Source organism: Luteimonas sp. RC10 (assembly GCF_014192745.1).
In the GTDB taxonomy this organism is placed as follows: Bacteria; Pseudomonadota; Gammaproteobacteria; order Xanthomonadales; family Xanthomonadaceae; genus Luteimonas.
This window is the reverse complement of record NZ_JACHYJ010000001.1, coordinates 618,608-643,206: the sequence shown is the minus strand read 5'-3', so window position 1 is coordinate 643,206 and position 24,599 is coordinate 618,608. Positions and strand designations below refer to the sequence as shown.

Annotated in this window: 22 protein-coding genes and 1 pseudogene; 10 read left to right on the top strand and 13 right to left on the bottom strand. The window is 68.8% G+C overall.

Annotation, left to right across the window (positions count from 1 at the left end):
• Positions 1 to 58 precede the first annotated feature (58 nt).
• Positions 59 to 958: an NAD(P)/FAD-dependent oxidoreductase gene (locus tag FHW73_RS02850; RefSeq protein ID WP_183425177.1), complete on the bottom strand. Its 900-nt coding sequence runs from the start codon at positions 956 to 958 to the stop codon at positions 59 to 61.
• Positions 951 to 1,412, bottom strand: coding sequence for an Rrf2 family transcriptional regulator (locus FHW73_RS02845; RefSeq protein WP_183425176.1), 462 nt, complete (start codon positions 1,410 to 1,412; stop codon positions 951 to 953). The genes FHW73_RS02850 and FHW73_RS02845 overlap by 8 nt, the downstream gene beginning before the upstream one ends.
• Before the next feature lie 77 nt (positions 1,413 to 1,489).
• On the opposite strand from FHW73_RS02845, the gene FHW73_RS02840 reads away from it, so the two are divergent.
• Positions 1,490 to 2,872: a serine hydrolase gene (locus FHW73_RS02840; RefSeq protein ID WP_183425175.1), complete on the top strand. Its 1,383-nt coding sequence runs from the start codon at positions 1,490 to 1,492 to the stop codon at positions 2,870 to 2,872.
• Between the two features lie 301 nt (positions 2,873 to 3,173).
• Here FHW73_RS02840 and FHW73_RS02835 read toward each other — a convergent pair whose 3' ends face one another.
• Positions 3,174 to 5,042: a DUF885 domain-containing protein gene (locus FHW73_RS02835; RefSeq protein WP_183425174.1), complete on the bottom strand. Its 1,869-nt coding sequence runs from the start codon at positions 5,040 to 5,042 to the stop codon at positions 3,174 to 3,176.
• A 276-nt stretch (positions 5,043 to 5,318) separates the two neighbouring features.
• Between FHW73_RS02835 and FHW73_RS02830 the strand changes: the two genes are divergently transcribed.
• Positions 5,319 to 5,696: a hypothetical protein gene (locus tag FHW73_RS02830; protein WP_183425173.1), complete on the top strand. Its 378-nt coding sequence runs from the start codon at positions 5,319 to 5,321 to the stop codon at positions 5,694 to 5,696.
• 60 nt (positions 5,697 to 5,756) lie between these two features.
• Entirely contained in the window at positions 5,757 to 6,365 is a 609-nt protein-coding gene (folE, locus tag FHW73_RS02825) for a GTP cyclohydrolase I FolE (protein WP_183425172.1), read from the top strand.
• A 9-nt stretch (positions 6,366 to 6,374) separates the two neighbouring features.
• Here folE and FHW73_RS02820 read toward each other — a convergent pair whose 3' ends face one another.
• Positions 6,375 to 7,175 (bottom strand): TSUP family transporter, encoded by an 801-nt coding sequence (locus FHW73_RS02820; protein ID WP_255492553.1) that lies wholly within the window; start codon positions 7,173 to 7,175, stop codon positions 6,375 to 6,377.
• A gap of 77 nt (positions 7,176 to 7,252) precedes the next feature.
• Between FHW73_RS02820 and argS the strand changes: the two genes are divergently transcribed.
• From argS to FHW73_RS02800, 4 genes are all read left to right on the top strand, one after another.
• Positions 7,253 to 8,953 (top strand): arginine--tRNA ligase, encoded by a 1,701-nt coding sequence (gene argS, locus FHW73_RS02815; RefSeq protein ID WP_345776137.1) that lies wholly within the window; start codon positions 7,253 to 7,255, stop codon positions 8,951 to 8,953.
• Positions 8,953 to 9,735 (top strand): SPOR domain-containing protein, encoded by a 783-nt coding sequence (locus tag FHW73_RS02810; protein WP_183425170.1) that lies wholly within the window; start codon positions 8,953 to 8,955, stop codon positions 9,733 to 9,735. The genes argS and FHW73_RS02810 overlap by 1 nt, the downstream gene beginning before the upstream one ends.
• A gap of 15 nt (positions 9,736 to 9,750) precedes the next feature.
• Positions 9,751 to 10,518, top strand: coding sequence for a UPF0149 family protein (locus tag FHW73_RS02805; RefSeq protein WP_183425169.1), 768 nt, complete (start codon positions 9,751 to 9,753; stop codon positions 10,516 to 10,518).
• A gap of 78 nt (positions 10,519 to 10,596) precedes the next feature.
• Positions 10,597 to 11,349: an SDR family NAD(P)-dependent oxidoreductase gene (locus FHW73_RS02800; protein ID WP_183425168.1), complete on the top strand. Its 753-nt coding sequence runs from the start codon at positions 10,597 to 10,599 to the stop codon at positions 11,347 to 11,349.
• Positions 11,350 to 11,424: 75 nt separating this feature from the next.
• Here FHW73_RS02800 and speA read toward each other — a convergent pair whose 3' ends face one another.
• Both speA and FHW73_RS02790 read right to left on the bottom strand, forming a co-directional pair.
• A complete protein-coding gene (gene speA / locus FHW73_RS02795) occupies positions 11,425 to 13,314 on the bottom strand; it encodes an arginine decarboxylase (protein ID WP_183425167.1) in 1,890 nt (629 codons plus the stop codon).
• A 71-nt stretch (positions 13,315 to 13,385) separates the two neighbouring features.
• Positions 13,386 to 15,242 (bottom strand): M48 family metallopeptidase, encoded by a 1,857-nt coding sequence (locus tag FHW73_RS02790; RefSeq protein ID WP_183425166.1) that lies wholly within the window; start codon positions 15,240 to 15,242, stop codon positions 13,386 to 13,388.
• Between the two features lie 158 nt (positions 15,243 to 15,400).
• On the opposite strand from FHW73_RS02790, the gene speE reads away from it, so the two are divergent.
• Complete coding sequence (gene speE, locus FHW73_RS02785; RefSeq protein ID WP_183425165.1) at positions 15,401 to 16,249, top strand: polyamine aminopropyltransferase; 849 nt, start codon at positions 15,401 to 15,403, stop codon at positions 16,247 to 16,249.
• Positions 16,250 to 16,309: 60 nt separating this feature from the next.
• Here the strand turns inward: speE and FHW73_RS02780 are convergent, their stop codons facing one another.
• The 4 genes from FHW73_RS02780 to FHW73_RS02765 all read right to left on the bottom strand — a co-directional run bounded on the left by FHW73_RS02780 (position 16,310) and on the right by FHW73_RS02765 (position 18,468).
• Positions 16,310 to 16,624, bottom strand: a complete 315-nt coding sequence (locus FHW73_RS02780) for an AzlD domain-containing protein (RefSeq protein ID WP_183425164.1) — start codon at positions 16,622 to 16,624, stop codon at positions 16,310 to 16,312.
• A complete protein-coding gene (locus FHW73_RS02775; protein ID WP_183425163.1) occupies positions 16,621 to 17,310 on the bottom strand; it encodes an AzlC family ABC transporter permease in 690 nt (229 codons plus the stop codon). Before FHW73_RS02775 ends, FHW73_RS02780 begins: the two co-directional genes overlap by 4 nt.
• A gap of 33 nt (positions 17,311 to 17,343) precedes the next feature.
• The gene (locus FHW73_RS02770) at positions 17,344 to 18,033 is read right to left on the bottom strand and encodes a hypothetical protein (RefSeq protein ID WP_183425162.1); all 690 of its coding nucleotides are present in this window, start codon (positions 18,031 to 18,033) and stop codon (positions 17,344 to 17,346) included.
• A 96-nt stretch (positions 18,034 to 18,129) separates the two neighbouring features.
• Entirely contained in the window at positions 18,130 to 18,468 is a 339-nt protein-coding gene (locus FHW73_RS02765; protein ID WP_183425161.1) for a P-II family nitrogen regulator, read from the bottom strand.
• A gap of 224 nt (positions 18,469 to 18,692) precedes the next feature.
• Here FHW73_RS02765 and FHW73_RS02760 point away from each other — a divergent pair, with 224 nt between their 5' ends.
• The gene (locus tag FHW73_RS02760; RefSeq protein ID WP_183425160.1) at positions 18,693 to 18,989 is read left to right on the top strand and encodes an accessory factor UbiK family protein; all 297 of its coding nucleotides are present in this window, start codon (positions 18,693 to 18,695) and stop codon (positions 18,987 to 18,989) included.
• An 11-nt stretch (positions 18,990 to 19,000) separates the two neighbouring features.
• Positions 19,001 to 20,513: pseudogene (locus tag FHW73_RS02755) on the top strand (YifB family Mg chelatase-like AAA ATPase).
• Positions 20,514 to 21,714: 1,201 nt separating this feature from the next.
• Here the strand turns inward: FHW73_RS02755 and FHW73_RS02750 are convergent.
• From FHW73_RS02750 to FHW73_RS02740, 3 genes are all read right to left on the bottom strand, one after another.
• Positions 21,715 to 22,692, bottom strand: a complete 978-nt coding sequence (locus FHW73_RS02750; RefSeq protein ID WP_183425159.1) for a TraB/GumN family protein — start codon at positions 22,690 to 22,692, stop codon at positions 21,715 to 21,717.
• 61 nt (positions 22,693 to 22,753) lie between these two features.
• Positions 22,754 to 23,743 carry a hypothetical protein gene (locus tag FHW73_RS02745; protein WP_183425158.1) on the bottom strand — a complete coding sequence of 330 codons (990 nt, stop codon included), beginning with the start codon at positions 23,741 to 23,743 and terminating at the stop codon, positions 22,754 to 22,756.
• Between the two features lie 42 nt (positions 23,744 to 23,785).
• Complete coding sequence (locus FHW73_RS02740) at positions 23,786 to 24,457, bottom strand: hypothetical protein (RefSeq protein ID WP_183425157.1); 672 nt, start codon at positions 24,455 to 24,457, stop codon at positions 23,786 to 23,788.
• Positions 24,458 to 24,599: the final 142 nt, after the last annotated feature.

The following is a 24,599-nucleotide window of genomic DNA, read 5'->3' as shown; positions in this document are numbered from 1 at the left end:
TCCAGCCCACCATGATGCCGCGTGTGTGCAGGACGGGCAAAGCGCCACGCCGGCCGGTTCAGTCGAACAGCAGGCTGCGATGGGCCGCCGCGCCTGCCATCGCGCCGTCGCCGATCGCCAGCGCGACGCTATGCGCGGCGCGCGCGGCGTCGCCGCAGGCGAAGACGCCGGGCACCGAAGTGGCCTGCATCGCGTCGGTGCGCACGAAGGCGCCCAGCGGCCCATCCTCGAAGGCGCAGCCGAGCTGCTCGGCCAGCGGACTGGCGATGTGGGTGCGGCTGGCGACGAACAGGCCGTCGCATGCGATCTGCCGTCCGTCTTCGAGCACGACATCCGCATGCCCGGACACCGCGGCGATCCGCGCGGGCTCGATCCGCACGCCGCGCGCGGCAAGTGCGGCGCGCTGACTCTCGTCAGGCACGAAGCGGCCGTCGAGGAAGCACGTCACCGCGCCCCAGTCGGGCAACATCAGGGCGTGGTGCATCGAGATCTCGCCGATGGCGATGACGCCGATGCGGCCGCGGTCGAGCTCGTAGCCGTGGCAATACGGACAGTGGAACACGCTGCGACCCCAGCGCGCCTGCAGGCCGTCGATCGGCGGCAATGTGTCGATCACGCCGGTCGCCAGCACCAGCCGGCGCGCCTGCACCCGTTGGCCGGCGTCGTCCTCGACCGCGAACAGGCCGATGCCGCCATCGGCGCGCACCGCGGTCGCCTGCCGCCAGGTGACGGTCGGATAGGCCAGCACCTGGGCGCGGGCATCGGCGGCGATCGCGTCCGGCGCACGGCCGTCCTGGCCGATCAGGCCGTGCGAGGCGGACGCAAAGCGGTTGCGGCGCTGGCCGGCATCGAGGATGAGCACGCGCTGGCGCGCGCGGGCGAGTTGCATCGCGGCCGACAGGCCGGCATAGCTGCCGCCGACGACAACGGCGTCGAAGGACGCGGCGGGGTCAGGCATGGTCGGGGCGCTCGCAGGGGGCAAAGGGGACATGCGGCATGCGCCGCGCGAATGACGCGGCCAACTCGGCCAGGGTCACCTCGCCCAGGCGCGCGATCAGCAGCGCCTCGGCATCGCGGAAGGCGAGGTCGAGTGCCTCGTTGACGGCCTGCTCGACCAGACACGCGGGCTGCGCCAGCCGATGGCCCATCGCGAACACGGTCGGTTCGCCAACCGCACGATACACATCGAGCAATGTCACTGCGCGCAGGTCGCAGCCCAGCGTCCAGCCGCCGCCCGGCCCCTTGGCCGAGGCGACGTAGCCGCGCTCGCGCAGGCTGGCCAGTGTGCGTCGGACCACCACCGGGTTCGTGCCCAAGGCCCGGGCCAGGGTCTCGGAGGTCAGCGGGCCGTCGTGCTGGGCCATGTGCAGCAGCACGTGCAGGACGGAGGAGAGGCGGCTGTCGCGTTTCATGTAACTCAAATTATTACATTATGCCGAGCACGGCAAGCTCCGCCTAGACTGCGGTCATTGCCCGCTGGGACCTTTCGATGCGCACTCTGTTGCCGCTGCTCCTGCTCGTCGCTGCACCCGCGTTCGCCCAGACCGTGCCCCCGGCGTCGCCCGAGGCGCATGCGCGCGCGGTCGCGGCGGGCTACAAAGCGCTGACGCTGTGCAGTGCGCACCTGGGCGGTGGCCGCTCGCCGGCGCAGGTGGACGCGGTCGAGCTGCGCGGGATCTATCCCGAGTACCAGGCGCAGGTGGATGCGCTGACCGCCGTGGTCGACCGCGACGCGCACACGGTCTCGGTCGCGTTCGACCCGGCCCTGCCACCGCGCATCGCCGCCTGGCGCCCCAACCTGGGCTGCGCGCAGCTGCCGATCGGCGCCGACGTCACTGCGGTGGCGACGCTGCCCCGCTTCGATGCCGCCGCGCCGGACCTCGACACCCGGCCCTGGCCGCTGGGGGAGCGCGACGCGACTGCGCCGCTGCGCGGCGACGACCGCGCGCTGGCGGCCGCGCTCGATGGCGCATTCGAGGCCACCGCGTTCGGCGAGGGGCACGTCACCACCGCGGTCGTCGTGGTGCAGGGCGGGCGCATCGTCGCCGAGCGCTACCGCGACGGCTTTGGCCCGCACGTGCCACAGCGCACGTGGTCGATCGCCAAGAGCCTGGCCGGCGCGCTGGTCGGCGTCGCTGCGGCCCAAGGCACGCTCGATCCGGCGCGCCCGGCCCCGGTGCCCGAATGGCAGCGCCCCGGCGACCCGCGCGCGGCGATCACCGTCGATCAACTGCTGCGCATGGCCAGCGGCCTGCACAGCGACACCGCCGGCAATCGCACCGATGCACTGTACTTCGGCGGTGCGACCGTCACGGAGGCCGCGCCCGGCTGGCCGCTGGCTGCATTGCCGGGCACGCGGTTCCGCTACGCCAACAACGACAGCGTGCTGGCGGTGCATGCGCTGCGCGCGGCGACCGGCGACGACGCACGCGCGTTGTCGCGTCCTTACACCGATCTGTTCTGGCCCGTGGGCATGACGCGCACCTTCGCCGAAACCGACTGGCAGGGCGGCTATGTGCTGTCGAGCCAAGTCTGGTCGACCGCACGCGACCTCGCCCGCTTCGGCCTGCTGCTCAAGAACGACGGCGTGGCCGACGGACGCCGCTTGCTGCCCGAAGGCTGGGTGCGGCAGGCGACGACGCCGTCCGGCCCCCAGCCCGAGGGGGACTTCGGCTACGGGGCGACGCTGTGGTTGCTGCAACGCTCACCGGGTGTGCCGGACGATGCGTTCGCCGCGTTCGGCAATCGAGGCCAGTACGTGGTCGTGGTGCCCTCACGCGACCTGGTGCTGGTGCGCCGCGGCGAGGATCCGACCGGACAGCGCTTCGATGTCGCGGCGTTCGCGGCGGCGGTGCTGGCGGCGATGGGGTAAGGCGTCACCCGCACACGTCGGGATTTTGATAACACCATCATCTGGCGTTTGCCCCCCACCCGGCGCCTGCGGCGCCGACCTCCCCCGCGCTGCGGAGGAGGTGGCCCGTCCGCGCTACGCGCGCGGGTCGCGCCGCTTGGCTCCCTCCCCCGCATCGCGGGGGAGGGTTGGGTGGGGGCGCTTTCCCGCGACGGCCCGTCCCCCACCCGCCGCGCTGCGCGTGGCGACCGCCCCCGCGGGCGGGGGAGGTGTGATCTGGAAACGGCACCTTCCGGGGGCGGACCCCGACGCCGGTGCCGGCTCAGCCGGCCTTCTTTTCGGCGATCCAGCGGTCCACGCGCTGTTCGAGCAGGTCCAGTGGCAGTGCGCCGCCGCCGAGCACAGTGTCGTGGAAGCCGCGGATGTCGAAGCGGTCGCCCAGTTCGGTCTCCGCCTTCCGGCGCAGGGCCTGGATGCGGATCATGCCGACCTTATAGGCGGTGGCCTGGCCGGGCATGATCAGGTAGCGGCGGATCTCCGACTCGATCGCCGCCTGCGGGATCGAGCTGTTCTGGCGGAAGTAATCGACCGCCTGCTGCTCGGTCCAGCCCTTGGCATGCATGCCGGTGTCGACGACGAGCCGGATCGCGCGCCACATCTCCGACATCAGCCGGCCGTACTCCGAGTACGGGTCCTGGTAAGTGCCCGGCATTTCCTTGGCCAGCCACTCCGAGTACAGGCCCCAGCCCTCGGTGTAGGCGGTGTGGAACTGCTGGGTGCGGAACGTCGGCACGCCCTGCAGTTCCTGGGCGATCGAGATCTGCATGTGATGGCCCGGCAGACCCTCGTGATAGGCGATGACCTCCAGTTCGGTCTTGGGCATCGCGTTCATGTCCGACAGGTGCGCGTAGTAGATGCCCGGCCGCGAGCCGTCGGGCGTGCCGGGGTAGTAGTGCTGCGCAGCGCCGGGCTGCTCGCGGAACGCCTCCACGCGGCGCACCTCCAGACCGGCCTTGGGCAGCAGGCCGAAGTACTCGGGCAGGTGCTGGCGGATGTTGTCGATCGCGGCGGTCGCATCATCGATGTAGGCCTGGCGGCCGGCATCGGTATCGGGATACTTGAAGCGCTTGTCGGTGTCGAGGAACGCGAAGAACGCCTGCAGGTCGCCGTCGAAGCCGACGCGCGTCTTGAGCGCCTCCATCTCGCCGCGAATGCGCGCGACCTCGTCCAGGCCCAGTTGATGGACCTCGTCGGCGGTCATCGCGGTCGTGGTGTTCTCGCGCAGCTGGTAGGCGTAGTACGCCGCGCCGTTGGGATGGGTGGTGCCGACACCAGCCGGATTCTCCAATGCTTTGGGCCGTTCCTGCTCGCTCCACGCGATGATCCGCTCGTAGGCGGGCTTGAGCTGCTCGACCAGCGCCACGCGGGCTTCTTCCTTGAACTGCGCGGCACGCTCGGCGGTCAGCTTGCCCTGTTCGACCAGCGCATCGGCCTTGGCCTTGGCATCGGCCCACAGCGCGCTGTCGGGGCCGTCGTCGAACGGCGCACCGGCGATGACCTTGCGCGACTGGTCGATCACGCCATCGAAGGCGAACCGCGGCGGACGGATGCCCTGCGCGGCGGCGGCGCTGCCGCGCTCGAGCAGCTGGTCGAACATCACCGGCGCCGCCTTCAGACGGGCGATATAGGCCTGATAGCTCTGTTCGTCGTCGACCTTGTGGATGCTGATCATGAAGGTCGGGAACGCGCTGTGCATGCCGTTCATCTGGTCGAACACATAGCCGTCGGCGAGGAATGCCATGCCATCACGCGCGCTCTCGTACTGGCGCTTCCACAGATCCCACGACAGTTTGGTCTCGGCATCGAGCGCGTCGTAGTCGAACTGCGCCTCCATCTCATCGACCGAGGCCTTTAACCAAGCCAGACGGTCGCGGCTGGCCTGCTCGGACATGTCGTCGAGCCGGTCGTTCTGGTCCTTGCGGCCCAGGAAGGTCAACTGGGTCGGGCTGGTCTGCAGCAGAGCCTCGTACTGGGTCTCGAACCAAGCATTGAGCCGCGCTGATTCATCCTGGGCGGCCTGCCCGCTGGCGGCATCGGTCCCCGCAGTGCTGGACGACGCGGGCGCAGACGGAGCGCAGGCGGCGAGGGCCAGGGCGAGAGCCAGCGTGGAACCGGCGGCAATGGCGCGCATGGGCGGAACTCCTGGTGGTCGGACGTGCATTCTGCGGTGCCGCCCGATGCCGCGCCCCTGCGAAATGTCATGCCACCCCGCCCGCCCGGGGCCCGGCAGGCCTGCAGTTTTTTCAAGGGCCGACCTTCACACCGATTTGGGCTGAACGCAGGCTGCACGCATTCCGTGGCTGGGCACTGAGCTTCACTGCTGTCGTACGGGCCCGGGCATAGGGTGCGGCCAACGCTCCTCCCTACCTGCCCCGGCCCAACTCCGGCCTTCCGGAAGAAGACGCGAATGAAGCCCGACCCCGCCCTCGTTGCCCATCCAGCGCCCGATCCCGTCCGCGACGCGTCGACGGCAGTCGATACCGACGACGCCCTGCTCAAGCGCTTTGCGGCCGCGCTGCAACAGGCGTCGTACTACTCGGTGGGCCGGACTTGGGAGGATTACGCACCGGCCTATCGGCTCGGCCTGCGCAGCTGGCGTCGCCACCCGGGCGAGGATTTCGAGACGATCGCAGCCCAACTCGAGCGCGACTGGAACGCGACCCGCGGCGCCTCGCGGCTGGGCTGGGTGGAAGCGCGCGGCGCGGTCGAAGCGGCTTGGCAGCACTGCGCGATGGACGCCGCCTCCAGGCAAGACGCAGCCCGGCGCGCCGATCGCAACGCCTGACCCGCGCTGGGGCGCTGAACGGCGCCGCGCTACCATAGCGTCTTTTCCGCGAGAGTCGCGATGAGCGCTTCCCACGACGATGCCCGCAACGGCGTCCCCCGCGCCGAGGCCGAGGCCGCCGTCCGCACGCTGCTGCGCTGGGCCGGCGAGGACCCGGGCCGCGAAGGCCTGCTCGATACGCCCCGCCGCGTCGCCGACGCCTACGGCGAATGGTTCAGCGGTTACGCGATCGACGCCGACGCCTATCTGGCGCGCACGTTCGAGGAGGTCGCCGGCTACGACGAGATGATCGTGCTGCGCGACATCGAGTACGAAAGCCATTGCGAACACCACATGGCACCGATCATCGGCAAGGTGCATGTCGGTTATCTGCCGTCCGGGCGCGTGGTCGGCATCAGCAAGCTCGCGCGCGTCGTCGAAGCCTACGCCAAGCGGTTCCAGGTGCAGGAGAAGATGACCGCACAGATCGCCGGCTGCATCCAGCGCGCGCTCGCGCCGCTGGGCGTGGGCGTGGTGGTCGAAGGTGCGCATGAGTGCATGACCACGCGCGGCGTGCACAAGCGCGGGGTCAGCATGATCACCTCGACGATGCTCGGCAGCTTCCGCGACGATGCGCGCACGCGGGCCGAATTCCTGCAGTTCATCGAGGTCGGCGGCGGCCGGCGCTGACGCGCGCCGTCAGGACGCGAAGGTGTCCCAGGTCATCTTCGCGATCAGCACCACCACCAGCGCGACGAACAGCTTGCGGATCAGCGGCGTACCGCCGCGCAGCGCCAGTCGCGTGCCGACCACCGACCCGCCGACATTGGCGATGGCCATCGGCACCGCGAAGGCCAGCAGCACGTGGCCCGAGGGCACGAAGAACGACAGTGCCGCCAGGTTCGTCGCCAAGTTGACGATCTTCGAAGCGGCGGTCGCGCGCAGGAAATCCAGCCCGAAGAAGCGGATGAACAGGAAGATCAGGAAGCTGCCGGTGCCCGGCCCGAACAGGCCGTCGTAGAAGCCGATCGCAGCCCCCATCGCCAGCGCCAGCGCCAGCTCGCGGCGGCCGACCTCGCGCGGACGGTGCAGCGCGCCGAAGTCCTTCTTGACCAGGGTGTAGGCCAGCATCGCCACCAGCAACACCAGAATCAGCGGCCGGACCGCATCGCGGGGCAGCAGGCTGACCGCGGTGGCGCCGGCGAAGGCGAAGACGAACGCGGTCGCCGAGGCGCACAACACGGGCATCCAGGGGAAGCGCACATTGCGCGCGTAGCGCCAGCCCGCCGCCGCGGTGCCGAAGATCGAACTGAACTTGTTGGTGCCCAGCAACGCCGCCGGGGCGTACTGGGGCAGCGCGGTGAACAGGCCCGGCAGCTGGACCAGGCCGCCGCCGCCGACCGCCGCATCCACCAGCCCGGCCATGAAGCCGATGCACACCAGCCAGATCAGTTCGGGAAACAGCGCGTCCACGCAGGGCCTGGAGAACCGGGCGCGCAAGCATACGCCTTCCGCGCCGGCCCGCTCAGGATGGCTCGCGTACAATGCCCGGCCGTGCTCCGCGACACTCTTTGCCCGTGAACTCCTCGTCCCGCGCCCTCATCGAACCCCTCGTCGAGCGGGCCATCGCCGCCCTGCGCGATGCCGGCACGCTGCCCGCCGATCTCGCCACGCCCGCCTTCGTCGTCGAACGGCCGAAGGACCGCAGCCATGGCGATTTTTCCACCAACGCGGCGATGCTGCTGGCGCGCCCGGCCCGCTCGAACCCGCGCGCGATCGCGCAGGCGCTGGTCGATGCGCTGCCGACCAACGATGCGATCGCCTCGGTCGAGATCGCCGGCCCCGGGTTCCTCAACTTCCGTCTGACACCGGCCGCCTGGCGCGACCAGCTGGTCGCGGTGCACACCCACGGCGACGCCTACGGCCACAACGACAGCGGCGCGGCGCAGACCGCCGGCGTCGAGTACGTGTCGGCCAATCCGACCGGTCCGCTGCACGTGGGCCACGGCCGCGCCGCGGTGATCGGCGACTGCATCGCGCGCGTGCTCGACGCCAATGGCTGGAACGTCAAGCGCGAGTTCTACTACAACGACGCCGGCGTGCAGATCGAGAACCTCGCCCGCTCGGTGCAGGCGCGCGCGCGCGGCCTGGCGCCGGGCGACGCCGAATGGCCGGCCGATGCCTACAACGGCGAGTACATCGCCGATGTCGCCCGCGCGTGCCTCGACGGCGCCACGGTCGAGGTCGAAGGCCAGTGCGTGACCGGCACCGCCGATGCCAACGACCTCGACGCGATCCGCCGCTTCGCAGTCGCCTGGCTGCGCCGCGAACAGAACGCCGACCTGGCCGCCTTCGGCGTGAGCTTCGACGTCTATTTCCTGGAGTCGTCGCTGTACGCCGACGGCAAGGTCGAGGAGACCGTGGGCACGCTGGTCGCCAATGGCCACACCTATGAGGACGGCGGCGCGTTGTGGCTGCGCTCGACCGACTACGGCGACGACAAGGACCGCGTGATGCGCAAGTCCGACGGCAGCTACACCTACTTCGTGCCGGACGTGGCCTATCACCTGAGCAAGTGGCAGCGCGGCTACCGACGTGCGATCACCGAGCTGGGCGCCGACCACCACGGCTCGCTGGCGCGCGTGCGCGCCGGCCTGCAGGCGCTCGATGCCGGCATCCCGGCCGGCTGGCCGGAGTACGTGCTGCACCAGATGGTCACGGTGATGCGCGGCGGTGAGGAAGTGAAGCTGTCCAAGCGCGCCGGCAGCTACCTGACGCTGCGCGATCTGATCGACGAGGCCGGCCGCGATGCCACGCGCTGGTTCCTGGTCGCGCGCAAGCCTGATTCGCAGCTGGTGTTCGACATCGACCTGGCACGCAGCCAGTCGCTCGACAATCCGGTCTACTACGTCCAGCTCTCACATGCGCGCATCTGCGGCCTGCAGCGCCAGCTCGCCGAGCGCGGCCTGGCCTTCGATCTGCAGCAGGGACTTGCGCAGTTGCCGGACATGACCGACACGGCGCTGCGCGATGTGCTGATCGACCTGTCGCGCTGGCCCGAGATCGTCGCCGCGGCCGGCACCCAGCTCGAGCCGCACCTGATTGCGACCTATCTGCTGGAACTGGCGCAGGCCTTCCAGACGTACTACAACGATCACCAGTTCCTGGTCGACGATGCCCCGACGCGCAACGCGCGTCTGGCGCTGGCGACGGCCGTGGGACAGGTGCTGCGCAACGGCCTGGCGCTGCTGGGCGTGCAGGCTCCGGAGGCGATGTGATGGCGGCAAGACGCGGCAAATCCCAGGCGCGACGCAACGGCGGCAGCTCCGGCGGCCTGCCCGGCTGGGCGTGGATGATCATTGGCGTGGTGCTCGCGCTGGGCGTGGTGCTGGCGGTGCCGCGGCTGTTCAAGCCCGACGCCGAGGACGGTTTCTTCCGCCCGCGTCCCAATCCCGATGCGCAGCCCGCGACCGGTGCGCTCGACGAGGACGCGCCCGCGCCGCTGGCCGAGGCTCCGGCACCGCGGCCGCGCTCGGCGCCGCCGCAGCCCGCGCCCGCCGCCGACTACGACTTCTACACCCTGCTGCCCGACCAGGAAGTGCCGATGTCCGACGCCGAGCTGGCCGCCAGCGCGCGCGCCGAGGCCGAGCGCCGTCAGCGCGCCGAGGCGCAGCAGCAGGCGCTGCAGGGCCGTCATCCCGACGCCGCGGACCTGGCCGGTGCCCCCACCGGCCCGACGCCGCTGAGCGAAACGCCGACGACCACCCCGGCGGCGACCCCGACCCGGCCCACCACCACGGCCTCGACGACACCGGCCGCAGGCAGCGATGCCCGCTATCTGTTGCAGGCCGGTTCGTTCAGCGCCTCGGGCGATGCCGAAGCGCTCAAGGCACGCATCGCGCTGCTGGGGCTGAGCGCCCGGGTCGAGGCCGGCCAGGCGCAGGGCAAGACGGTCTACCGCGTGCGCATGGGACCCTACGGCACCGCCACCGAGCTCGCCGAGGCCAAGCAGAAGCTCGGCAACGGCGGCCTGCCTGCGCTGGCGATCAAGGCCCAGTGACGGAGGCGCCCGACCATGGCTGACGACAACCGCCTGAGCGACGCCGAGCTCGACCGGCTGGACACGCTGCTCGACCGCTGCACCGACCCCGAGACCGGGCTGGGCAATCTGGAAATGCTCGACGGCTTCCTGTCGGCGCTCGCCGTCGGCCCGGTCGAGGTTGCGCTGGACACTGTGCTGCCGCTGGTCTGGGGCACGGGCGAGGTCGCGCGCCGCGACGCTCGCCAGACCCGCGAGGCCGAGGCGCTGATCGCCCGGCTGGCCGACGAGATCGTGCACCGCGTACGCCAGGACCCGCAGGACGGTGTTGCCCACGAGGCGCTGATGCCGATGCTGGGCCTGCCGCCCGAAGCCGAGGATGGCGACACCGACAACGATGCCGCAGGCGGACTGGACGGCGTGCCGGCCGACTTCCCGTTCGCAGCCGCGTGGGCCGCCGGGTTCCTGCGCGCCGCCGCCGAACACGAAGACACGTGGTCGGCGTGGATGCAGGAGCACGAGGCGATCGAGAACGACCTGGGCGTCATCGCCCGGCTGGCGATCGTCGATGCGAGCCAGCTCGAGGATGCCGAAATGGCCGAGGGCGACATGCTGTCGCTCGAGGAGCGCTTCGACCTCGCCTACGACCTGCCCGACATGCTCCACGACATGTATCTGCAGCGCCTGCACGACCGTCGGCCGCAACCGGCCCGGCGCGCCGATGTGCCTGGTCGCAATGATCCGTGTTCCTGCGGCAGCGGCCGCAAGTACAAGACCTGCTGCGGCACGCCGACGCTGCACTGATCGACGCCGCGGCGCGATGCCGCATCCGTCCTGCCCCTCATCCGCGCCCGACGCAGGCGCAAGCCCCGGGAGAGCCCCATGCCCCGCACCCTCCTCGTCACCGGCGCCACGTCGGGCTTCGGCGCCGCAACCGTCGCCCGTTTCCTGCAGGGCGGCTGGCGCGTGATCGCCACCGGCCGCCGCGCCGAGCGGCTGCAGGCGCTGGTCGACACGCATGGCACCGAGCGCCTGCACGTGGCCGCATTCGACATCCGCGATGCCGACGCGATGCACGCCGCGCTCGACGCGCTGCCCGAGGCGTTCCGTGGCATCGACGTGTTGATCAACAACGCCGGGCTGGCGCTGGGCACCGCGCCGGCGCAGCGCGCCGATCTCGCGCAGTGGATGCAGATGATCGACACCAACGTGACCGCACTCGTCACGCTGACCCATGCGCTGTTGCCGACGCTGATCGCGCGCCGCGGCGCGATCCTCAACATCAGTTCGATCGCCGGCAGCTATCCCTATCCAGGCGGCAACGTCTACGGCGGCACCAAGGCCTTCGTCACCCAGTTCTCGCTGGGCCTGCGGTCCGATCTCCATGGCACCGGCGTGCGCGTGACCTCGATCGAGCCGGGCATGGCCGAGACCGAGTTCACGCTGGTGCGCACCGGCGGCGACCAGGCCGCCTCGGACACGCTCTACGGCGGCGCTGCGCCGATGACCGCCGACGACATCGCCGAGCAGCTGTGGTGGGTCGCCAACCTGCCGCCACACCTCAACATCAACCGGCTCGAGATCATGCCGGTCAGCCAGTCGTTCGCCGGCTTCCAGGTCCATCGCGGCGGCTGACCGCCGCGGACATCAAGAACGCCGGCGACCTCGTGCGCCGGCGATGCCGACCGCGAGCGAGGCCGCGGTTACGGCTTACTCGAGCGGCGTGTCGTCGAGATAGGTGTAGCCGGTGAGCCCGGCTTCGAGCGCGTCCTTGAGCCGCTGCGCGTCCTCGGTCGCGAGCGCTGCGTCGTCGACCAGCGCGGTGTAGCGCGCGCGCAGATCGTCGAGGCGATAGCCGACGTAGTCGAGCATCACGTCGGTGGTGTCGCCGCGACGCTGCTGCGCGATCGTGATGCCGTCGCCCTCGATCTTCACCTCGACCGCATCGGTGTCGCCGAACAGATTGTGGATGTCGCCGAGGATTTCCTGGTAGGCGCCGACCATGAAGAAGCCCAGCCGGTACTGCTCGCCCGGCCGCAGCGCATGCAGCGGCAACGAGGTGTCGAGGTCCTCGTTCTCGACATAGGTGTCGATCTTGCCGTCCGAGTCGCAGGTCAGATCGGCGATCACGCCGCGGCGCTCGGGCAGTTCGTCGAGGCGCTCGATCGGCACGATCGGGAACACCTGGTCGATCGCCCAGACATCGGGCATCGACTCGAACACGCTGAAGTTGACGAAGTACTTGTCGACCAGGCGCTCGTTGAGCTCATCGAGCAGCGGGCGATGGCTCTTCTCGTCGAAGGTCAGCCGCGCGCGCACCGCGTGCGCGATCGCGTAGAACAGGTCGTCGATGCGCGCCCGGTGCACCAGATCGAGCTGGCCGAGCGCATACAGCGCCAGGCCCTCGGCGTGGTGGTGCTGCGCCTCGTGGAACAGTTCCACCGCCGGCCGCGCCGCCAGTTCGCTGTGCAACTCGCGCAGGTTGGCCACCACTGCCGGCTCGTCACTGTGCACGTCGGGCACGCGGCCTTCGGGCGCGCGCTCGACCTCCGACACGTTGGCAACCAGTACCGCGTGGTGGGCGGTCATCGCACGTCCGCATTCGGTGACGATGCGCGGCGGCGGCAGCCCGTGCTCGGCGCAGGCCTGCGCCAGCGGCTGGACGATGCTGCCGGCGTACTGGCGCACGCCGTAATTGACCGAGTTGTAGCTGCGCGAGCGCGTGCCCTCGTAATCCACGCCGAGGCCGCCACCGACATCGACATGGCTGATCTGTGCGCCCAGGCGCGAGAGCTCGACGAAGTAGCGCACCGCCTCGCGCATGCCGTTGGCGATGTCGCGGACGTTGGAGATCTGCGAGCCCATGTGGAAATGCAGCAATTGCAGGCAGTCGCCCATGCCCGCGTCGCGCAGCTTCTTCCACAAGTCCAGCAACTGCCGGGGATTGAGCCCGAACTTGGCCTTGTCGCCGCCGCTGTTCTGCCACTTGCCAGCCCCCAGCGAGGCCAACCGCATGCGCACGCCCAGGCCCGGCTTGACGTCGAGCGCGGCGGCTTCTTCCATCACCAGCGCAAGCTCGGACGGCTTTTCGACGACGATGAAGGTCTCAAGGCCCAGCTTGCGGCCGATCAGCGCCAACCGGATGTACTCGCGGTCCTTGTAGCCGTTGCACACCACCAGGCCGCCCGGGCGCGAGAGCGCGAGCACCGCCATCAGCTCCGGCTTGCTGCCCGCTTCCAGGCCGAAGCCCTCGCCATGATGCGAGGCCAGGGTTCCGGCCACGCCGCGGTGCTGGTTGACCTTGATCGGGTACACCGCAGTGTAGCCGCCGGTGTACGCCCACTCGGCCTGCGCCTGCGCGAACGCCGCCTGCAGCCGGTGTAGGCGGTCGCCGAGGATGTCGGGAAAGCGCACCAGCAGCGGTAGCTGGGCACCATTGGCCCGCGCAGCGTCGACCGCGTCGGGCAGCGCGATCGACGGGCCCTGCGCGCCGCGCGGCGAGACAACGATGCGCCCCGCGTCGTCGACATCGAAATACCCCTCGCTCCAGTGCGGGATCGAGTAGGTCTTGCGGGCGTGGTCGGTCGACCAGGCAGTCATCGGCGGGCGTCCATCGGCGAGGGGGCCGCATAGTCTAGGGGTTGCCGGCGCAACCTGCGGTGACACGCTCCTCAGCCGACACCGTGCCGATACGTTGGCAGGCCGGCAACCTTGCGTACCCGGCCCGCGATCCAACGCCGGCCAGATGCGGTGAAGACGATGCAGCTGCCGGGTAATTCCAGCGCATCGACCACCCGCTGCAGCGTCGCATCCGGATCGAGCACCAAGCCGCGCCATCGCACCAACACCAAGAAGTGCGGCAGGCCGTCGGCATCGCCCTTGATGTGCTTGCGCACGATCCAAGCGCTGCCGATCTTCCCGGTCGCCGCCAGCGAGGCGCGCGCGGCGGCGAGCGCAGCCGCGTCCAGACGGTGTGGCAGGAGCGCATCACCGGCCGAGAGCGCGTTGCGTGCTTGCTGCGCGCCGCGCCGACGGTCGGCGATCGAGACCTGGTCGTCGATCACCGCGTCCAGCGCATCGAGGTCGTCGCGGCGGCGATAGTAGGCAGCGAGCGCCGTGTTGACTGCGTCCGCTGCCGAAGGATCGAGCATGCGGGCATGGTGCAACAGCCCCACGCCAGCTGGCATGTCGCGCTCGAGCAGCAACGCACCCAGGCGAAAGTGCGCGAATGCGTCCTGCGGCGCCACGCGCACCGCCTCGCGATACAGCGGCACGGGGTCGTCCTGCGGCCGCACGCGCTCGACCAGCGCAGCGTATTCAACGGTCTCGGCCGGCGTGCGCAATGAGCCGCTTTCGAGCGCGGCGAGCCGGTCGCAGTCGTCGGCGTGCGCGCGGTAACGCTCGCGCCAGCCATCTCCAATACGCAGGCGCCAGTCCTCGCTGAACGCCGCCTCCAGCGACGGCAGCAGGTCGCCCAGCAGGACCTCGGCCGCGCTGCGCTCGGGTGGCGGCGCGACCGTGGCCGCCACGCCCAGGGCCTGCAGTCGCTGGACCAGCGTCGGATGGGTGTCGTGAACTCCGGCATGCGCGGTCAACTGCACGGCCAAGCGAGCGTCGTCCTGCGGATGCGGGCTGCGCAGTGCGTTCGCCATGTCGCGCAGCAGGCGATCCGGCGGCTCGGCGCGCTCGCGGTTGGCATCGATCACCGATGGCCAGAAGTCGTGCTCCAGGCGCGCAGCGCCGACGTTGACCCGGATCAGCGCGCTGCCGGCGACGTCGGCCCCGGCCAGTCGGGCGGCCATCGCATCGGCCTGATACTCGTTCTGGCGTGCGAGTACGAAGCTGTAGGCGTCGAAATACGGCGCGTACCAGCGAAAGAACCGCTCGAACACGCGGCTTGCCCACGCACCGCGCGCGGCGAGGCCGTCGAGCACGCGGTACCAGCTCAGGCGCACACGGTGAATCCAGCCCGAGAAGCGGCCATGTCCGCCGCCGAAGTGGCCGAACTCGTGGGCGATCACCGAGGCGAACTGTGCCGGGTCAAGCAGTTGCATCAGCGGCAGGCCCAAGACGAGATAGTGGCGATGGCCGAGCAGCCCAAGCACGCGCGGCACACTGGCGGCTGCGGCATTGAGGTCGTCGTCGATCAGAATGCCCGACAGCCGCGGCGCTCCGGCGGCGCGTCGCAGGCGCTCGACCTCGGCGACCAGCCGCGGCGCCTCGCCGGGTGCGAGCGGCCGGCCCGGTGGCGGCTCGAAGCGTACCCACAATGCGCGCAGCACCAGCCAGCCGAAGCCGATCGGGATCCAGACCACCTTCGCCAGCTTGACCAGCAACAGCGGGCTGATCATCAGCAGCAGTGCGATCAGTCCTGCCGACAACCCGAGGGCCAGCGCCACCGCGCCGCCGAGCACACAGAAGCCCAGCGCCGCCAGCAGAGCCAGCCGCATCCGGTAGGCCCTGGGCGCGCGTTGCGCGAACGTCTCCAGCCGCGCGACCAGCGCACGGCGCTCCGCTTCCGACATCATCCTTGCGTCCCCTCGTCACGCCGTCCGGCGCGTCCCCGACCCGAATCCTAATCCGCGCGCCGGGCCAGGAGAAGCGCCCCGCGCGGCGGTCTTCGGCGCCGGCCTGTCATGGGGGCTCGGCTACAATGCGCGGCCCGCAATTGACCGGAACCTTTCGCATGTCCGCTCCGACCTGGCTCCACGAGACCTTCGATCCCACCGGCTCGTCGATCGGCTTCCGCGTGACGAAGAAGCTCGACGAAGTGCAGTCGCCGTTCCAGAAGATCGAGATCTACGAGAGCACCGACTGGGGCAATGTGATGCTGATCGACGGCGCGATGATGGTCACCACGCGCGACAACTTCTTCTATCACGAGATGGTCTCGCACCCGGCGCTGTTCACCCATGCCGCGCCCAAGCGGGTGGTGATCATCGGCGGCGGCGACTGCGGCACGCTGCGCGAAGTGCTCAAGCATCCGGGGGTCGAAAGCGCGGTGCAATGCGACATCGACGAGCAGGTCACGCGCATGTCGGAGAAGTACTTCCCCGAGCTGTGCGCCTCCAATGGCGATCCGCGCGCGCAGCTGCTGTTCGACGATGGCATCGCCTACATGCGCGACTGCGCACCGGGCAGCGTCGATGTCGTGATCGTCGATTCGACCGACCCGGTCGGTCCGGCCGAGGGCCTGTTCAACAAGGCGTTCTTCGACAGCTGTTTCCGCGCGCTCAAGGACGACGGCATCCTGGTGCAGCAGTCCGAATCGCCGCTGGCGCTGCTCGACCTGATCCGCGAGATGCGTGCCGAAATGGGCAAGGCCGGCTTCACCACGTTCCAGACGCTGCCGTTCCCGCAGCCCTGCTACCCGACCGGTTGGTGGAGCGTGACGCTGGCGCGCAAGGGCCAGGGCTTCGACTTCCGCCAGGCTGATGCCGCCGCCAAGGGCTTCGAGACCGCGTACTACAGCGCCGAGATCCACAAGGCCGCACAGGTGCTGCCGCCGTTCGTGGCCAAGGCCCTGGAGGCCTGATCCCAGGCCTGGGCGATGGCGCGGCACAGCCGCGCATCGCCCGCATCGCGCTCGACCCGCTCAGCCGATGCCGGCCGCTCGCAGCCCTGCGGCCGCGAGCGCGCCCAGCACCACCACGCCCAGGAACGGCACGCCGCGCCACAGCGCGACGACTGCGACCAGCAACGCACCGGCCCGGGCATCGAGCACGACGCCCCCGCCGCCGGCGAAGCCGTTGACGACCACCAGCGCAGCCAGCAGCCCGATCGTCATCGCCGAAGTGATGCGCGCCATGCGCGCGCCTTCGAGCCAGCGCGCCGGCACCAGATAGCCGGTGAGCTTGGTCGCGAACGCGACCGCGCAGGCGAGCAGCAGCCAGCCCCAGGTCGCACTCATGTCCGTGCCCCTGCTGCGGCATCGCGCCGCGCGCGCAATCCACCCCAGGCAGCCGCGACCGCCGCCGCGACCAGAATCGGCACGCCGGCCGGCAGCCAGGGCATCGCGAGCGCGGTCGCCAAGGCGCAGACCACGGCGATCGCGACCGGCTCGCGGCCGCGCAGCCGTGGCCACAACAGACCGATGAAGGCTGCCACCGCGGCGCCGTCCAGCCCCCAACGCCGGGGATCGCCGATCACGTCGCCCAGCAGCGCCCCGACCAGCGTGAACAGGTTCCAGCACACGAACACGCCCAGCCCGGCGACCCAGAAGCCGCGGCGTTGTTCGGCAGGCTCGGTCTGACCAGCCGCGGTCGCGGCGGATTCGTCGATCGTCACCTGCGCCGCCAGCAGGCGCGCCCACCCGCGCGGGTGCAGCAGCCGGTTGATCTGTACCGCGTAGACCGCATTGCGCACGCCCAGCAGGCTGGCCGCCCCGAACGCCGCTGCGCCCGCCCCGCCGCCGGCGAGCACGCCGACGAACGCGAACTGCGAACCGCCGGTGAACATCAGCAGACTCAGCGCCATCGTCTGCCACAGGTCGAGCCCGGCGGCGACCGACAGCGCGCCGAAGGACACGCCGTAGAGGCCGGTGGCCAGCGCGATCGACAGGCCGATCCGCGTGGCCGGGGTCAGTGACCGTCCCATGCCGTCATCCTCGCTGTCGCGCCCGGGCCCGCGTCAACGCGCGGCATCGCAGCCGGCCGGGCGCGCGAGGTCGGGCATCGCCTCGACCTCGCGCAACGCCCCATCCGGCGCGAAGTGGAACCGCCACGTACGCTCGCAGCGCATCGGGATCGGATTGATGTCGGCGCGCCAGCCCGGGCCGCCGTCGGCCTGTCCGATCACGTAGTACAGGCTGTCGGGCCCGGTCGCCAGCGCGTTCTGCGATGCGGCATCGTCGCCGGCCTCGGCCCGCATCCGGCGCAGCTGCGCGTCAGCGGCCATGGCGGCGACCGGCAGGCCCTCGATCGGCAGCGCGTCGAGGTCGAGCAGGTCGGGTTCGAGCACCGCCGGCGATGCCTCGCGTCCAGCAGCGACGGCCTCCCAGTGCATCCCGGGCGCCGGGTAGGCGTCGCCATAGGTGTAGCGCAGCAGCGCAGCCGGGTCGTCCGGGGATTGCAGCCACAGCAACACCGAACCGTCGGCGTAGAGGTACACGAAGCGGTGCAGCCGCAGCGCGTGGCCCCGCAGTTCCGGCCGCGCCGCCAGTTCGGCCAGCAGCGCGCGGAAATACGCCGGGCGGTGGAGATGATCGGGCTTGGCCGCGTGCACCGGCGCGGCCGGCGGCGGCGCGCCCGCGGGGCGGTCGCAGGCGGCGAGGAGGCCGGCAAGCGCGATGGCCGCGACGACGATGACATCGCGCCGCATGCGGTGCCCGCCCGGTTGCCTGCGTCGACCCGACATCCGTTGCATGCGCCTAGCCGCGCGACACGGCATCAGACCGGCCGCGCAACGCCCCGTCACTCACAACGCGTCGGCGTCCAACTCGCCGGTGCGGATCCGCACCACGCGCTCGAGGTCGTAGACGAAGACCTTGCCATCGCCGATCCGACCCATGCCTGCGGACTTGAGCACGGTCTCGACCACGGCGTCGACGATGTCGTCGGTCACCGCGATCTCCAGCTTCACCTTCGGCAGGAAGTCCACCACGTACTCCGCGCCGCGGTAGAGCTCGGTGTGGCCCTTCTGGCGGCCGAAGCCCTTGACCTCGGTGACGGTGATGCCGGTCACGCCGACCTCGGCGAGCGCCTCGCGCACGTCGTCGAGCTTGAACGGCTTGATGATCGCCATGACCATCTTCATCGCAGTGTCTCCGGTCGGAATGCGCCAAGGATACGCCACCCTCACGCGTCGCCCTACACGATGCCGGGCACGCGGCGCAGCACGCTTGTGCGCGTGCCGGGATGCATGGTCTAGTGCGCCCCGCGCCGCGACCGGGGAATTCTCTGACGACGCGCCGCGGAGGCGGCTGACTGCATGCGTTCGGCATGCCGGCGACGCTATCCGTACACCGTGAGGACTGACTGATGATCGATCTGAACAACATCGACGAGCTCGCGCGTCGCCTCAGCGGGCTGGTGCCCGCCGGCCTGCGCGAGAGCCGCGAGGAACTGCAGGAAAACTTCAAGGCCGTGCTGCAATCGGGCCTGGCGAAGCTGGACCTGGTCACGCGCGAGGAGTTCGAGGTCCAGCGTGCGGTGCTGCTGCGCACGCGCGAGAAGCTCGAAACCCTCGAAGCCCAGGTCCGTCAACTCGAGGCCCAGGGCACGCCCCAGGCCGCGCCGCCGGCGCCGTCGGCGGGCAACTTCGACACCGCCCACTAAAGGACAGCGCCATGGGACTTGCGCTCGTGCACGGACGTGCGCGCGCAGGCATCCGGGCACCCGCGGTCGAGGTCGAGGTGCACCTGGGCGGCGGCCTGCCGTCGATGTCGATCGTCGGCCTGCCCGAGGCTGCGGTGCGCGAAGCCAAGGACCGGGTCCGCGCCGCGATCCAATGCGCGCAGTACGAATTTCCGGCGCGCCGGATCACCGTCAACCTCGCCCCGGCCGACCTGCCCAAGGGCGGCGGCCGCTTCGACCTGCCGATCGCGCTCGGCATCCTGGCCGCCAGTGGTCAGGTTCCAGTTGAAGCGCTGCGCGACTGGGAATTTCTCGGCGAGCTCGGACTGACCGGCGAATTGCGCGCAGTCGACGGCGTGCTGCCGGCCGCGCTCGCGGTCGCCGGCGCCGGTCGTGGACTGGTGGTGCCGGCCGGCAATGGCGCCGAGGCGGCGCTGGCGTCCGATGTCGAGGTGCGGACCGCGCGCACCTTGCTGGAAGTCTGCGCCCTGCTCGGCGGCACCAAGCCATTGCCGGTCGCAGTCGCCCCGCCGCAGCGCGCGCTGCCCGGCCCCGACATGCGCGAGGTCCGCGGCCAAGCCCAGGCCCGACGCGCACTGGAGATCGCCGCGGCCGGCGGCCACCACCTGCTGCTTGTCGGTCCGCCGGGCTGCGGCAAGACCCTGCTCGCGTCGCGGCTGCCCGGCCTGCTGCCCGACGCCACGGAGGCCGAAGCACTGGAAACCGCCGCGGTGCTCTCGGTCAGCGGCCGCGGCCTCGACCCGACGCGCTGGCGCACGCGTCCCTTCCGCAGCCCGCATCACACCGCGAGCGCCGTCGCGCTTGTCGGCGGCGGCAACGAACCGCGCCCGGGCGAGATCTCGCTGGCCCACAACGGCGTGCTGTTTCTCGACGAACTGCCCGAATGGGACCGCCGCGCACTGGAAGTGCTGCGCGAGCCGCTGGAGTCGGGCACGGTGACGATCTCGCGCGCGGCGCGGCAAAGCGAGTTCCCGGCCCGCTTCCAACTGGTCGCCGCGATGAATCCCTGCCCCTGCGGCTGGGCTGGTGACGTGTCGGGGCGCTGCCGCTGCAGCGGCGACGCGATCGCCCGCTACCGCGCCCGCCTCTCCGGTCCGTTGCTCGACCGCATCGATCTGCATGTCGACGTCCCGCGGCTGCCGCCCGCCGCGCTGCGCCCCGACGCGCCGCAGGGCGAAACCAGCGCCGCGATCCGGGTCCGCGTCGACGCCGCGCGCGCACGCCAACACGCCCGCGCCGGCACCCCTCAACGCCCGGCTCGATCAGACCGCGACCGCCCGCCACTGCCGGCTTGCCCCCGCCGACCAGGCGCTGCTCGAACGCGCGATCGAATCCCTGCATCTGTCCGCCCGCGCGATGCACCGCATCCTGCGCGTGGCGCGCACGATCGCCGATCTCGACGACAGTGCCGACATCGCATCGAAGCACCTCACGGAGGCGCTGGGGTATCGGGGCGTCGATGCGGCGCAGGCGCCAACCGCCTGAGACCAGGCGCTGCGCCGGAGCGGGACAGGCAAGCCGCACCCGGTATCCTGGCCGCCAGCGGCGAAATCCCAGCCGAGCCGCTGCGCGACTGGGAGTTTGTCGGTGAACTCATAATGGCCGACGAACTACGCGCGGTGGAGGGCGTGCTGCTGGCGGCGCTCGCGGTCGCAGGCTCCGGCCGCGCCGACTGGCCATGCCCGCCGCCAACGGCCCCGAAGCCGCGCTGGCGTCCGAGGTCGAGGTACGCATCGCGCACAAGCTGCTCAAGTTCTTGGTGCTGCTCAATTACGGGGACGTCGGCCCGCGCCAACCGAGTGTCGAAGCGCATACGCAGCGTCGCTCACCGACAGGCCAGTGCATGCCAGTGCAAAGACTGGCTGATCAATGTTCAGCAAGTCAGAGCCCATATTTCCAGACCCATGAAGTACAGGGATTCAACTCCAGCGTCCTTTCCGGCGAACACAGCAGCGAACACGCGGGATATGCCGGGCCTCGATCAGCCGCAGAATCTTGCCCGCGCAAGTGCAACCTCGCGGACCAACTCCGGATCCGCGTCAGGACGGCCTACCATCTCGTTGAGCGCGCTTCGAAGGCCCAGGCAGGGATTGTCTGTATAGCCAGGCGGCCAAAATCCGAGGAACTTCGACACTTCCCTCACGACGTCTTCGAGCGCCACTTGCTCTCGCATGCGAAAACGCTCAGGTGCGCTTGAGCGCCGGAGTGCCGGGTCCCGTTCCCACGGCCGGCGCTCGGAAACGGGGATCGGCGCATCCCGGACAGAACCCAGCAGTGATGCAGCCGACACCTGGGACTCTGGACTCTCTCGAGCGTCCTGATTCTCTAGCTCATCCTGTGAAGCGACCGGGCGCTGCTCGGTAGACAGCTCAGCGTCGTTGTTCCGCGATACCCGATGATTGGGCGCTGCCGCCTCGGTGGAGGGCGTCGGCAGCGGCGCCACATCTTCCTCGGGCTCTGCAGTCAACATGACAGCCGCCTCCGCCTTCAAGCGAACGACATAAACGACCGCAAGCGGCGCGCTCTTTGCGGCTGGCGGAGCACTACCTGGTCCGCTCCACCTGCCAATCAATAGCGCAGCACAAATATAGAACACGCATGTGCCTACAAGCGCGACTACCCGCGTCCACTGGTCGTTCACCCGGAGCGCCCAATCGTCACTGCCGTCAAGGCTCGGGCCTGCCAATCACTGTGTTTGGCCGGGCTCGTAAACAGTGAAGCCTCGTCCCTCAAGCTCCGACAAGATGCCCTCCTGCTCCAAAAGCCTGGCAATGGGCAGCGTCGCGAACACCGTGTCGTGCTGTTCCAGAGTCCCGTCGAGCGTGTCGAGCCACTTTTGGCGCATAGCAGTCTCCACATTCCGAACGCCAGCTCGCACCGCCAGCTCTGTGCTCGCAAGCACCTGCGCACAGGCAGCACGCTCATTGACATGCGAGAGCGCCCGCAGCGTTTCAAGGTCGCCGTCCGCCCAAGCGTTCGCTCGACTGGCCATGTTCTGCAGATCGGCGTCCAGGCGCTCCATCGTCCGCACCAGACACTCGCTATCGTCAAGACTCTTGGCGTTCAGTTCAGCCAGCGTTTCCCTTGGGTTCTCAACCACAATGCGTGTCTTCGTCGAGATGATCGGAATACCCCTTCGCTCAGCAATCTCGCGAACAACGGGCTGAACAAGATCCTTATTTTCAAGGCCAATTCGTTTGATCGCAGAAGCTGATAGTTCAGCGGCAGCATTCACCGGCCGAAGACGCTCCACGGAGCGATCCCGCCCGATGTAGATCTGCTTGAGCCGAATCCACTGTGTATACTGGTCTGGTGTCAACACGTCCTGCAGCTGCTTGCCATCCGGGTTGCGTCGGAACTTTCGATACGCAGGCAACGCAAGTGCACCTTGTATGATCCCGACGTTCGTGCCCACGGAAATTCCAGGCTGTCCCAAAATGACGTCTGCACGGGCAATCTGCTCACGCACGGCATCGGAATGCCAAGTCAACCCACGCGGCACAGGCGTTAACGTGCCCATGATGAGGACTGTCTTATCGCCTTTGACGGCAGTCCAAAGACCCGGCGCAGGTCGAACGCCAGACACCAAGACGACGTCAAGGACCACAACCTCAGAATCTTGCTGCGCCAGCGCCGTCCCGCACAGCGAAAGCAAGCCAGCCAACGCGAATCCACACGCTATATTCTTGATCACAGCACATCCTTGAGTCATTGCCCTAACCGGGTCAGTCCAACGCGATCGGCGACGTCAAATCCACTTTCACTCTAGGATCTTCTGCAAACATCCGTAAGTACGCGTCGAGCTGGTCAGGAGCGACATCCGGAAGCGGGCTGGGCGCATTGAAGTGGTCTCGGGCGTACTGCCAAGGAATCACTTCTCGCCCTATCAGGGACTCAAACGCGGAGAAGACCTTACGCATCAGGGCGTAATCGTACTGCGTCTGCGAGACCCGGTCAGGCCCAATCTCCGGATGCGCGGCACCGATCACACCCCCAAAATGAGAATTAAAACAGCCGCCCCTCTCATATTTGGATACCATCGGCAAGATGATCGAGTCTGAGATACGGGCCAGCGTAGCTGTGCCGAGTGCAACGCTCCTTGATCGCCCAAGAAAGGGCATCTCAAATGTCTCGTCGATGTTATCAAATACATCCGGCATGATGACGACAAGCTCACCTCGACGGAGCGCTTTAATCGCTCTGACAAGGCCGGACCTGTTGTTGAAGATGACCTCGACTGTGTCGCTCTTGCCATATCGCCTTTCGCAAAACTCCGCGAAATCGCGATTTGCCGAGTGCTTCTCTGGCGGATCGAAGAAGAGGTTTACTACCTTACGACCAGCTGTGCGATCGGAGATTGCAGCGATAGCGACCAAGAAATGGCCATAGTGCGGCGTTGCGACCAAGATCCCTTTCGGCCGACGGAGTGCGTCATCAAGCTCAGCGTATGAGGAGCGATCATGCGAGACGAGGAAATCCGTCATCCCGTCCGTATCGAGGCGTAGCGCCTCGGTCATAGCAGCCCATTGCACACTTTTCCATCTGTAGAACTCACCGATAGCGACGCTTTGAAACGCGCAAGCAGCTTCAATTGATGCATAGGCCTCAGTTGAATACCGCGCTTGCAACACACGTTCGACAAAGTGGCTGCGCCGCCTGGATCGGCCAAAAATCTCTGATAGCGCGACGAGTGCTCTATACCGAATGCTGGCCATTAAAACTCCATTGATTACGACGCAAGCATGCGTCGGGCTTGCTCAACCCGGGAGGCGCGCAAGCGCGCTTCTCGCCTCAAACAAGGGCCTGAGCAACTCTGGCGAGGCGGCTCGTTCACCAGCAGCGATGCAGGACGACAGGGCAATCGAGGCATAGATCCTCAGACGCCGACGCGCAGCAGCCGTCCGATTCGCTGGCATCCGCGCTTCTTGTAGCTTCGCGGCTAGCCAAACATCCCCCAACTGGGCGCAAAAGCCAAGGTAGCGCGCCACTTCATGCAGCACGCGGTCCCCATCGATTGGCGCGCGGCCACCCGCCACAGCCTCGCTTGCGTAGTTGAGCGTTTGAAAGAGCGGCATCTCATACCGCACGACGGCGACGCGCTCGAACGCAGAGAAGAACTCCAACGCGCCCGCGCGACTCACCAGAAGCGTTGCGAACTCGGGTGAGACAAGCTGGTCCGTGAAAGCCAGAACCGTGAGGTTATCAGAACTTCTCTTTTCGCACACGTCAAAGCATGCAGTCGGCGTGAGAACCTCGCCGTCAGCTACATCTGGGCAAAAAGTTCGGAAGAACTCAAGGCTGCCCACTACGATCACGTCAAATCGTTCGCGTGATACTGCAAGCGCGTGCTCCAGCATTGCTTGAGTGCTAGGAAGCAAGTAAATACCTGGCACACCAGGATCGAGATTCGCCGCATTCATCAGCGACATCTGCTCATTCGCGATCAAAACCAGGCTCCATGCAAAATCAAACGCCTTTCGATCGATGCTTATCGCGCACGCGGGCGAATCACAACGACGTTCCCAAAGCGCAGCCCATCAGGGCAATCACCTCAAATCACGCCGAAGACCT

Coding starts and splice junctions, on each gene's coding strand:
- FHW73_RS02760 (WP_183425160.1), top strand. CDS start 18,693: ATGATCGATCTGAACAACATCGACGAGCTCGCGCGTCGCCTCAGCGGG.
- folE (WP_183425172.1), top strand. CDS start 5,757: ATGAGCGCTTCCCACGACGATGCCCGCAACGGCGTCCCCCGCGCCGAG.
- FHW73_RS02830 (WP_183425173.1), top strand. CDS start 5,319: ATGAAGCCCGACCCCGCCCTCGTTGCCCATCCAGCGCCCGATCCCGTC.
- FHW73_RS02780 (WP_183425164.1), bottom strand. CDS start 16,624: ATGAGTGCGACCTGGGGCTGGCTGCTGCTCGCCTGCGCGGTCGCGTTC.
- FHW73_RS02800 (WP_183425168.1), top strand. CDS start 10,597: ATGCCCCGCACCCTCCTCGTCACCGGCGCCACGTCGGGCTTCGGCGCC.
- FHW73_RS02845 (WP_183425176.1), bottom strand. CDS start 1,412: ATGAAACGCGACAGCCGCCTCTCCTCCGTCCTGCACGTGCTGCTGCAC.
- speA (WP_183425167.1), bottom strand. CDS start 13,314: ATGACTGCCTGGTCGACCGACCACGCCCGCAAGACCTACTCGATCCCG.
- FHW73_RS02840 (WP_183425175.1), top strand. CDS start 1,490: ATGCGCACTCTGTTGCCGCTGCTCCTGCTCGTCGCTGCACCCGCGTTC.
- FHW73_RS02765 (WP_183425161.1), bottom strand. CDS start 18,468: ATGAAGATGGTCATGGCGATCATCAAGCCGTTCAAGCTCGACGACGTG.
- FHW73_RS02790 (WP_183425166.1), bottom strand. CDS start 15,242: ATGATGTCGGAAGCGGAGCGCCGTGCGCTGGTCGCGCGGCTGGAGACG.
- FHW73_RS02805 (WP_183425169.1), top strand. CDS start 9,751: ATGGCTGACGACAACCGCCTGAGCGACGCCGAGCTCGACCGGCTGGAC.
- FHW73_RS02775 (WP_183425163.1), bottom strand. CDS start 17,310: ATGGGACGGTCACTGACCCCGGCCACGCGGATCGGCCTGTCGATCGCG.
- FHW73_RS02850 (WP_183425177.1), bottom strand. CDS start 958: ATGCCTGACCCCGCCGCGTCCTTCGACGCCGTTGTCGTCGGCGGCAGC.
- speE (WP_183425165.1), top strand. CDS start 15,401: ATGTCCGCTCCGACCTGGCTCCACGAGACCTTCGATCCCACCGGCTCG.
- FHW73_RS02740 (WP_183425157.1), bottom strand. CDS start 24,457: ATGTCGCTGATGAATGCGGCGAATCTCGATCCTGGTGTGCCAGGTATT.
- FHW73_RS02835 (WP_183425174.1), bottom strand. CDS start 5,042: ATGCGCGCCATTGCCGCCGGTTCCACGCTGGCTCTCGCCCTGGCCCTC.
- FHW73_RS02745 (WP_183425158.1), bottom strand. CDS start 23,743: ATGGCCAGCATTCGGTATAGAGCACTCGTCGCGCTATCAGAGATTTTT.
- FHW73_RS02810 (WP_183425170.1), top strand. CDS start 8,953: ATGGCGGCAAGACGCGGCAAATCCCAGGCGCGACGCAACGGCGGCAGC.
- FHW73_RS02770 (WP_183425162.1), bottom strand. CDS start 18,033: ATGCGGCGCGATGTCATCGTCGTCGCGGCCATCGCGCTTGCCGGCCTC.